This is a genomic window from Rheinheimera sp., from assembly GCF_020217005.1.
GTDB lineage: Bacteria > Pseudomonadota > Gammaproteobacteria > Enterobacterales > Alteromonadaceae > Pararheinheimera.
Genome location: NZ_JAIWOI010000180.1, coordinates 1 through 10,000 on the forward strand (window position 1 = coordinate 1; position 10,000 = coordinate 10,000).

5 protein-coding genes are annotated in these 10,000 nt (G+C 46.4%); 1 reads left to right on the forward strand and 4 read right to left on the reverse strand.

Features of this window, described 5'->3' with window-relative positions:
• Positions 1–2,942, forward strand: a 2,942-nt coding sequence (locus LDL40_RS08750; protein WP_300994901.1) for an efflux RND transporter permease subunit, incomplete at its 5' end; no start/stop codon positions are given.
• A gap of 73 nt (positions 2,943–3,015) precedes the next feature.
• Here the strand turns inward: LDL40_RS08750 and LDL40_RS08755 are convergent.
• The 4 genes from LDL40_RS08755 to LDL40_RS08770 all read right to left on the reverse strand — a co-directional run bounded on the left by LDL40_RS08755 (position 3,016) and on the right by LDL40_RS08770 (position 9,894).
• Complete coding sequence (locus LDL40_RS08755; RefSeq protein WP_300994902.1) at positions 3,016–4,884, reverse strand: bifunctional diguanylate cyclase/phosphodiesterase; 1,869 nt, start codon at positions 4,882–4,884, stop codon at positions 3,016–3,018.
• Between the two features lie 30 nt (positions 4,885–4,914).
• On the reverse strand, positions 4,915–5,112 hold the full coding sequence (locus LDL40_RS08760; RefSeq protein ID WP_300994903.1) for a hypothetical protein: 198 nt from the start codon (positions 5,110–5,112) through the stop codon (positions 4,915–4,917).
• An 18-nt stretch (positions 5,113–5,130) separates the two neighbouring features.
• Positions 5,131–7,959 (reverse strand): TonB-dependent receptor, encoded by a 2,829-nt coding sequence (locus tag LDL40_RS08765; protein ID WP_300994904.1) that lies wholly within the window; start codon positions 7,957–7,959, stop codon positions 5,131–5,133.
• 306 nt (positions 7,960–8,265) lie between these two features.
• Complete coding sequence (locus LDL40_RS08770) at positions 8,266–9,894, reverse strand: M28 family metallopeptidase (RefSeq protein ID WP_300994905.1); 1,629 nt, start codon at positions 9,892–9,894, stop codon at positions 8,266–8,268.
• Positions 9,895–10,000: the final 106 nt, after the last annotated feature.

A 10,000-nucleotide genomic window follows, 5' to 3' on the forward strand; every position in this document is an offset into this window, starting at 1 on the left:
TAGGTGCTAACGCTGATTTAGTCCGGGGTTTTATCACAACCCCGATAGAAAGGGCTATAGCCTCAGCCGGTGGCATTGACTACATAGAATCACAAAGCACTATGGGTGTGTCTACTGTGACAGCTCACTTGCACCTGAACTATGATCCGCTGAAAGCCATGACAGAGATCAGCGCTAAGGTGAATCAGGTGCGTGGTGATTTACCACCTGAAGCTGAAGTTCCGGCTATTGCTATAGAAGCGGCCGACAGTCAGTTTGCTGCCGCTTATTTAAGCTTCAGCTCGGATATTCTGGAACAAAACCAGATCACTGAGTTTTTAAGCCGTTCAGTGCAGCCGCGTTTAATTGCCATTAGTGGTGTGCAAAAAGCCGATATTCTCGGTGGCCGTACTTTTGCAATGCGGATCTGGTTAAAACCCGAGCCTATGGCGGCCTTAGGTATTACAGCCTCAGATGTTCGCAAAGCTCTGACCGACAATAATATTCAGGCCACTATAGGTCAAACCCGGGGAGCCTACACTCAGGTAAATTTACGTGCCAATACCGACATGAAAGGTGTGGACGAATTTAAGCGCATGATTTTACGTCAGAATAGCGACGGTATAGTGCGCTTATCAGATGTAGCTGACGTCGTGCTTGGTGCTGACGATTACAACACCAACGTCAACTACTCAGGCGAAACCGCAGTCTTTATGGGCGTTTTTGTTGCGCCAAATGCCAACTCTCTGGACGTCATTAAGGCCGTCACCAAAGAGATGGAGCTGATTAAAGCTGAATTGCCCAGTGGTTTAACAGGTGAAGTCTCCTACGACGCCACTAAGTACATTGAAGCAGCTATTGATGATGTAGTGAAAACACTTGGCGAAACTTTATTGATTATCGTCATCGTCATCTTCCTGTTTTTAGGTTTCAGCCGCTCTGTGCTTATTCCTATTATTGCCATTCCTCTGTCCCTGATTGGCGCCATGTTTATTATGAAGTTATTTGGCTTCTCCCTAAACCTGCTGACACTGTTGTCTATCGTATTGTCCGTCGGTCTGGTAGTGGATGACGCTATAGTGATGGTGGAAAATATAGAGCGCCATATTCAAAATGGCCTGAAGCCATTTAAGGCAGCCTTAGTCGCAGCCCGTGAACTGGGTGGCCCTATTATTGCGATGACAGTGACGCTGATTTCTGTGTATGTGCCTATAGGTTTACAAGGTGGTTTAACTGGTACTTTGTTCCGCGAATTTGCTATCACGCTGGCAGGCGCTGTAGCGATATCTGCCATAGTGGCCATCACGCTGTCGCCTATGATGGCGTCTCGTATGTTAAAACCTCACACCAGCTTAAAAGCGCCTTTGGACGGCATTTTTACCCGTTTCCAACACTTTTACAGTCGTAAGCTGGAAAGCAGCTTAAATAACAGAACCGGTGTTTATGTATTCTGGATTGGTATAACCCTGCTTTGCGTACCTTTATACAGCATGTCTCCGAAGGAGCTGGCACCTGTAGAAGATCAAGGCGTTATCTTTGGTATTGTCGACTCACCTGCTAACTCGACTGTGGACCAGTCGTCTTTTTACGGCAAATACGTCAACGAAGCTTTTATGTCTGTACCAGAGACTGACTTTACCTTCCAGATCACCTTCCCTACCGGCGGTTTTGGCGGCATGGTGACTAAACCCTGGGCTGAGCGTGAACGCACAGTATTTGAAATCATGCCGGAAGTGCAGCAAAAACTGGCACAAATCTCTGGGGTGCGGATTTTACCTATTACTCCACCTTCTTTACCTGGTGGTGGTCAGTTCCCTGTAGAGTTTGTCATTGCCTCCACAGCTGAATCGGAAGAGATTTACAACTATGCACTGAAACTGGAAAAAGTCATGCGTGACAGCGGTATATTCCCGTTTCAGGTGATAGATATGAAAGTGGATCAGCCTGAGTATCAGTTGAATATAGATCGAGATAAAGTGGCCGACCTGGGGTTGAACATGCGCGACGTAGTGCAGGACCTGGGCACTTTATTGGGCGGTGGTTACGTCAATCGCTTCAATATGTCAGGCCAAAGTTACAAGGTAGTACCTCAAGTGAAACGTCTGGAACGTTTAACTCCTGACGATTTAACCAACCTCTATATCAAAGGTCCGCAGGACCAGATGATTCGGGTCGATCAAATCGCCAGTCTGACGCACAGCACTGTGCCACGCAGCATTAACCGTATGCAGCAGTTAAACGCAGTGAAAATCAGTGGTGTGACGATAAAACCTCTGGATGAAACTTTAACCTTCCTGGAAACCGAAGCGAAAAAGATACTGCCTGGTGGTTATTCAGTAGATTACACGGGCGAATCACGTCAGTTGAAACGCGAAGGCAATACCTTCCTACCCGCTTTTACACTGGCCGTGACTATGATTTTCCTGGTGCTGGCGGCTCAGTACAACAGCTTCCGCGATCCAATAGTGATTTTGCTAGGTTCAGTGCCTTTGGCTCTGTTTGGTGCGCTGGTCTTTACCTTCCTGAAAATACCGGCACCTATGCCATTTTTCACCGACGGTTTCACCAGTACGCTCAACATCTATTCACAAGTCGGTTTGGTCACGCTGATTGGTTTGATTGCGCGTAACGGCATTTTGGTGGTGGAATTTGCCAACAAGCTGCAGGAGCAAGGCAAGTCCAAACTGGACGCTATACGTGAAGCTTCTGTATTACGTTTACGCCCTGTGATGATGACCAGTATCGCCACCATTGCTGGTCACACGCCGCTGATCTTCGCTGAAGGTGCAGGTGCTGCGGCACGTAACTCTATAGGTATAGTCCTGGTGCTGGGTATGACCATTGGTACTCTGATGACGCTTTTTGTCTTACCTTCTGTTTATATGCTGATCGCAAAAGATCACAGCCATGACAAGGTAGAAGAGGAAGACAGCGACGAAGACCATCGGGTCAAACCTGCCTGAAGTCAAAAACGGACTAGATGACATGGGGTCGGATCATAGTGTTAAAACCTAACAAGCTGATCCGACCCTCATTTTATTGACCCAGCAGTAAATTAAATTCTCTGGGAGATACAGCTTTTGACCATAAATAACCCTGAGCACAACCGCAACCAGCCTGTTGTAGCAGCTCAAGGCTTTGATTGTCTTCCACCCCTTCAGCCACTGTATGCAAACCTAAGCTGCTGGCTAACTGAATAATACCTTTGACCAACGCCAAATCTTTATCATTTTGCCTGATCCGGGCCACAAAGGACCTGTCAATTTTTAAGCTACTCAGACTAAATTGGCTCAAATACCCTAAATTAGAATAACCTGTACCAAAATCATCGATAGCAAAACGCACTCCCGCTGCTGACAATTGCTCAATTTGTTGTTTTACTAAAGCTGTATCATCAATCAGAACAGATTCCGTCAATTCCAACTCAAGCAAGTGTGGCGGTAAGCCGGTTTGTCGCAGGACCTGCATTACCACTTCTGGTAAATCGCCCTGCTTAAACTGCATAGCGGAAAGGTTGACTGCTACCCCTATAGAAAAACCAGATTGCTGCCAAAGCAGAGCCTGAGCGCAGGCTCTTTGCAGGACAAAAAGCCCAAGTTCCTGAATTAATCCGGTTTGCTCGGCTAAAGGTATAAATACATCGGGCGGAACTACACCTAATTCCGCATCAGACCAGCGCAATAATGCTTCAGCACCACTGATACTACCTGTTTTCAAATCATAGCTTGGTTGGTAAGCCACACTAAAAAGTTGCTGCTTAACCGCTACCCGTAACCGCATCATCAGGTTAAATTTATCAAGCTGTTGTCGCTCCATGTCTGCGTGATACCAGCAAAACCTGTTACGCCCCATTTTTTTCGCCTGATACATAGCGGTATCTGCTTTTTTGCATAGCAAATGAAAATCTGTACCGTCCTGTGGCGCAACCACAGCTCCGATTGAAGCGGACAACTGAACTTTGTGCTGCAGCACAACAAACTCCTGCTGACAACTTTGCAGTAAACGCTGTATGCGCTGTTCCAATTCGGCTTCATCGCGCCATTGCGTAACTATCACCACAAACTCGTCGCCGCCGAACCTACTCAGCACATCTTGCTCTGACAACTGACTTTGCAACTCAACGGCAAGTTGCCTCAAGACCTGATCGCCAGCCTGATGCCCTAACGCATCATTTACAGGTTTGAAGTTATCTAAATCAATAAACAATAACGCAACAGGCCCTTGAGGTTTGGCGGCCATAGCCCGCTGAAACCCCAGCTCGGATTGCGTTCTGTTCACCAGGCCTGTCAGAGGATCATGCTGGGCTAAACGCTGGATTTCCAGTTGAGATTTTACGACCCTTTCGTTTTCTTGTTTTAATTGCAACAGTACGTCTTTGGTATCCCTGGCAATCAGCCTCATGGTTAAACCACAAACCAACAGCAGAATATTTAAGGTAATAAAGGAGTTAAAGCTCGGACGGGGTGGACTGAATTCAAGCCAACCGTACAACGTAGCCAGTGCCAGGCCAGAACAGAACAGTAAAATAAAACCAAACAGCAGCAAATAAAAGCGTCGGCCACTGTACATAGCTGCATAAGCCAGCACCAGCGGATATCCAAGCAGCATCAGATCAAATATCCCAAGATTGATACTGATCAAACTGCAAATCATCAGGGTGAGCAGCCACAACAAAGAACCAATTGCAAAGCCGATCCTCAGCTTTTGCAGCAAAACTAAAATACAAATCAATCCGACAGCAGTTGTCAGCAAAATAGCGACGGATTTAGGACCTGAAAACACAGATCCACAAAGTACAGCAATTAAACAAATCCAGACTATTTGCTTTAGTCGTTTTAATTGTGTCGCAGTTAAAGCCGTAATATCAGAGCCGGCTGAAAATTCAAATAGAGTCCACTGCTTCATATCCTGCCTTAGGTAAACAATCCCGTACAGCTAAACGATAAAACCTGCAACAACAGGCCCGACATGCAGAATACCAGACTGCTTACAAATTAATACAGCTTCAGTGGAGATAATTTGTTCGTTGCCTAAGCCGCTACGACTTGACTCAATCCTGTGGTTGCAACTTTGACTCGCCAGCCCCCAAAGTTCCAATAAAAAAACACCGGCACTAAGTCCGGTGTTGTTCACTCGCTAAAACCTTATCCGTTACATAGTGTAGCGAACCCCTAAAGCAAAGGTGCGGCTGTACAAAGCAGTACCAAAGTTCCCTGTAGTAGCGTCATTGCCATAGTAGCTCTGGTAAAGCTCATTGGTCAGGTTAGTGCCATCCAGCGTAATTTCAAACTGTTCTGTCAGTTTGTAGCTTAACTGGAAGTCCATACTGGCTTCTGATTTACGGCGCATTTCCAGCGGGTTAGCAAACAGTGCAGCTTCATAGTTCGCCAGAAACCCCTCACGCCATGAGTAAGATAACCTCATGCCCAAATCGTTTTTATCATAGGCCAGCACAACGCTGTAAGACGAGTCAGACACGCCAAACAAATCTGTATCTCTGTAGCCGGTAATTTCTCCTTCGCTATTGGTATCAGGTGTAGTTTGTTGTGACGACAAGCGGGTATAACTCGCCTGCACACCAAAACCATCTAAAGCTTCAGGCAGGTAATTTGGGAACCAGACCAGCCCAATTTCAGCACCAGACAACTCGCCATTGGAGGCGTTGTATGGCTGCGTCAGGACAAACTTATAGGGGGTTGGATCAGTCGCTGATTTTGGCGCTGTTACAGAACGCCGGAAGCCGACGACAAAGCCATCAATGTCACGTCTGAACAAAGTACCATACAAAGAACTGGCTTCAGCAAAGTACCATTCCAGTGACAGATCGTAGTTTTTCGACTCTGTAGGTTTTAAATCCGGATTCCCGCCACCTGCTGTACCATAACCAATACCTGTCACATCTTCGTTGTAAATGATCAGCGGATTTAAATCACCAAAGGCCGGGTAACGCAAAGTTTCGGTGTAGGCCACACGAGCCTGCAAGTCATCGGTTAACTGATAACGAGCGGTCAGACTAGGCAGGATTTTACGGGTTTTGCTTTCGCCAGTCGTAGTGTTCTGTGCCGCACCCGGCGCACTTTCCTGATAGAAAGTGGAATCAGTGTCAATGCCCGTATAACGGGCACCGATTTCACCGTTTAAGGCCCGACCTGCCACTTCAGTTTCAAATTTACCCTGCAAATACAAAGACAAGGTCGTGGCGTCTATATCAAAAGAACGCTGTAAATCCAGTTTGTTCAAGCCATACATAGTACGGAACTCATCGGCGTTATTACGAATGTAATAACCATTGGCCACAGCCCAGGTGGTTGGCACATTGGCTTCACCGTCCATAAAACCAGAATTTATCGATGCCAGGCCCTCTATAGTACCGACATTCACGGCTCCACCGCAGCAACGGTCCTGCCGACTGAACGAGGTTGTTGCGCCACGTTTGTCATAACGCACACCTGTCTCTACCGTAGTAAAAAAGCCATCAAGGCGATAGGACAAATCAGATGTGAAAGTAACAGCGTCACCTTCGTCTTTATTGGCATTGTCATACATACCATCGGTCAGATAAGCCGAGGGATCGGCCATATTGGATTCGTCCATACCAGCTGTCGCCGGATTGTCTTCAAAATTGAAGCCAGGAATACCGCCGTTTTCATTAAAGTCGACATTTAGCTTGTAGTTATTGCCAGGACGCACAAAACGCATGGCAAAAAAATCGCTGCTGTATTCACTGTCCTGATACACCAGTTCAGATTTTAATGTCATGTAATCAGACAAATCCCATTTACCGCCCAAAGCGTGCAAATAGCTGTCGGTTTTACCTGTCGACAAATCACCGCTGGTAAAGACCCAGGGATCTTGTACAGAACGGGATTTGACAATATTGGTGCCTGGATGCAACTGCACATTAGCCGCAGCTGTAGCCTGAGCCGGCGTCATCCCCGCATAACTCCCCCACCAATCAGCAAAGGAGAAGAGCAGGCTGTTAAAGCCCTCATTACGGAAACCGTTATAAAAAGATTCGAACACATATTCAGACTTTTCATCAGGAGCAAATTGTAAAGATACATTCGCAGACGGGCGTTCACGCTCCCCATTGTAATCACTTTGGAATATCGCATCACGGCTCAGCAGATACGGAGTAGCAATCCCATTGATGTTCAGAGTTGCGCCATCATTGGAAGGTAAACCTGCTAACAAACCCGGTTGCCAGATTGGGTTTTCGGAGACGCCAGGTTTATCCAAAAAAATCCGTTCATAAGGGGTAAAAGGGGCTGTGGGATTAGCCGTCATAAAAGGCAACATAGCACCAGCTGTGACACTTTGATCACGATAACGCATTCTGGAATAAGAAATGTTCACTAAAGCACCAAACTGGCCTGAATCCAACTCCCAGTTGTTGCTGGCTAAAGCGCTGAATGTTGGGTTAACTTCTTCATTTTGTTCGGTGTAAATACCGCGGGCGTTGGCAATAAACTTAGCACCATCAAAATCAAAAGGCCTGTGAGTTTTTACATCGATGGAGCCCGCTATACCACTCTCAATCTGACTGGCAGAGCGGGTTTTGTATACATCCACTTGCTTTAGCAAACTGGCGGGAATGTCCTGCAGCGCAACAGCGGTGCCAGAGGCGGTAAAAATATTCCGGCCATTGACTGTAGTCGTAATGTCGCTTAAACCACGGATTGAAACTGCGGAAACTTCACCTGAACCGCGGTTAGTCACCTGCACACCAGTCACACGTTGCAGCGACTCGACCACGTTATTATCCGGAAATTTACCTATGTCTTCTGCCACTATGGCATCAACAATTTGTTCATTGTGACGCTTTACACCCAGCGCCTTATTCAGACTGCCACGAATACCTTTGACTTCAATTATTTCTACGTTTTCTACTTTTTTATCTTCTTGCGCTGCGATGACTGGCTGACTTAATAAAACAATAGCCATAGACACCGCACTGCTTAAGACGGATCGCTTAAACATGACTTTCTTCTCCCCTTGTCGTGGTTTTAGTACACCTTCCCGGTCAAAACACAGCAAACCTTCGAGGCATTTTTTTATCACTTCTCAAATCATGCTATTGTATGATTAATAGACTGTCAACTCACAGATGAAGAAATAAGCTGCAACTCAATTTCAGGAGATTCAGTAAGAAGAATGGATAAAACTCAGAAAAACCCGGAGAATATCTGATGTAACAGTGCCTTATTGCTGCCAAGCTGGCTGCGGGGAATCAAACGGCAAAAGCATAAAAAAAGCCAGCGCTAAGGCTGGCTTTCGTTGAGTAAATCACTGCAGCAGTGATTTATCCCGTATTGTTTTAAACTCTTTGCCTGGCAACCAGTTTGGCCAGCTTTGGCTGTTCGCCACTTCTAACCCCACCTGGTAAAACAGGAATAAATCCTGCTGTGAACCCCGTAGATCCCACTTAGGGTTAAATTCGTCGTTTACTTTGTGGTAGTAATCCTTGACGTAGTTTTTACGTTGCTGCAAACCCCAATCTTTCCCATGTTCTACGCTATCGATGCCACCTCGGGCATAGAGCATAGGTACACCTTTTTTCGCCAGGTTAAAATGGTCTGAGCGGTAATAAAAACCATCCTGTGGCGTAGGCTCAGGTGCTATGTAGCGGTTTTGCGCTTTGGCGTATTTCGCCAGAATAGGCTCAAGCTCAGAGCTGCCATAACCAAATACCATCACATCACGCATAGGACCATAGACATTCATAATGTCCATATTGATACCAGCCACAGTTTTATTGACCGGAAAAAGTGGATGCTCGGCATACCAACGTGACCCCAATAAACCCCGCTCTTCTGCTGTGACAGCGACAAAAGCGATGGAACGCTCCGGCGCCTGACCTTGTTTAAATTTCTCAGCCAGAGCTAATAAGCCGGCAATACCACCAGCGTTATCCTGAGCACCGTTAAAAATTTTGTCATCACTGCGGCTAAAATCAAGCCCAAAATGGTCCCAATGCGCCATATAAATCACAGCTTCATCCGGTTTTTTGCTACCAGGGATAAAACCTATGACGTTATTGGAATCTATTTCACGCAAGTTGTTTTTGATGCTGATACTGGCTTTTGCATGCAGGGGTATGGCTTTAAAATCAGGCTTTAAGGCTTTGGCCTTCATCTCTTTTAAGCTGCTGCCGTTGGCGGCGAATAAGCGTTCGGCTGCCTCCAGAGATAACCAGCCTTCCACCTGTGCTTTGTGCATATTTTTATTGGCATCCGCCAGCTCAAACCTGATAGGACTGGTGCCTGCGACCACATTCCAACCATAACTGGCGGCTTCGGTTTCGTGCACTATCAACAGCATAGCTGCACCCTGCCGGGCTGCTTCCTCGTATTTGTAAGTCCAGCGACCGTAATAGGTCATGGCATTGCCAGTGAAAAGTTTAGGATCCTGAGTGGCAAAACCCGGGTCATTCACCAGTACTACTACTGTTTTGCCTTTCACATCTAAATCTTTGTAATCATTCCAGTTATATTCAGGTGCCACTATGCCGTAACCGGCAAATACCATCTCACTATTTTCCACCTTAATTTCCGGCACCATACGGGTCGACCAGGCCATCATATCGGTTTTGTAGACCAGATCAGCAGCCGTTTTATCGCCGGTTAAAGTCATGCTGGAGACAGCCACAGGATCAATTTGTACTACAGGCACAGCCTGACGGTAGCTGCCGTTTTTGTAAGCCGTTAAACCTAAACGCTTAAATTCAGTTTCAAGATAAGCCACAGTGCGCTTTTCACCTTCAGTTGCGGGAGCCCGCCCCTGCATTTCATCTGACGCTACTTTTTCAAAATAGCGGGCAAAATTGGCGTTAAAATCGGTTTGAACTAATATGGGCTCTGCTGCACTGGCGGTAAAAACCAGCCCAAAAGCCAGAGTGGTGACAAACTTATTCATAGATCCCCTTTTAAAAAAATAAGGCAGAGTCAATGCTCTGCCTTACGCTGTTTTATTCTCTTTATTTTTGCGCCAGTGAAGCATCACGTATAGCGCGGAATTCACG

Coding starts and splice junctions, on each gene's coding strand:
- LDL40_RS08755 (WP_300994902.1), bottom strand. CDS start 4,884: ATGAAGCAGTGGACTCTATTTGAATTTTCAGCCGGCTCTGATATTACG.
- LDL40_RS08765 (WP_300994904.1), bottom strand. CDS start 7,959: ATGTTTAAGCGATCCGTCTTAAGCAGTGCGGTGTCTATGGCTATTGTT.
- LDL40_RS08770 (WP_300994905.1), bottom strand. CDS start 9,894: ATGAATAAGTTTGTCACCACTCTGGCTTTTGGGCTGGTTTTTACCGCC.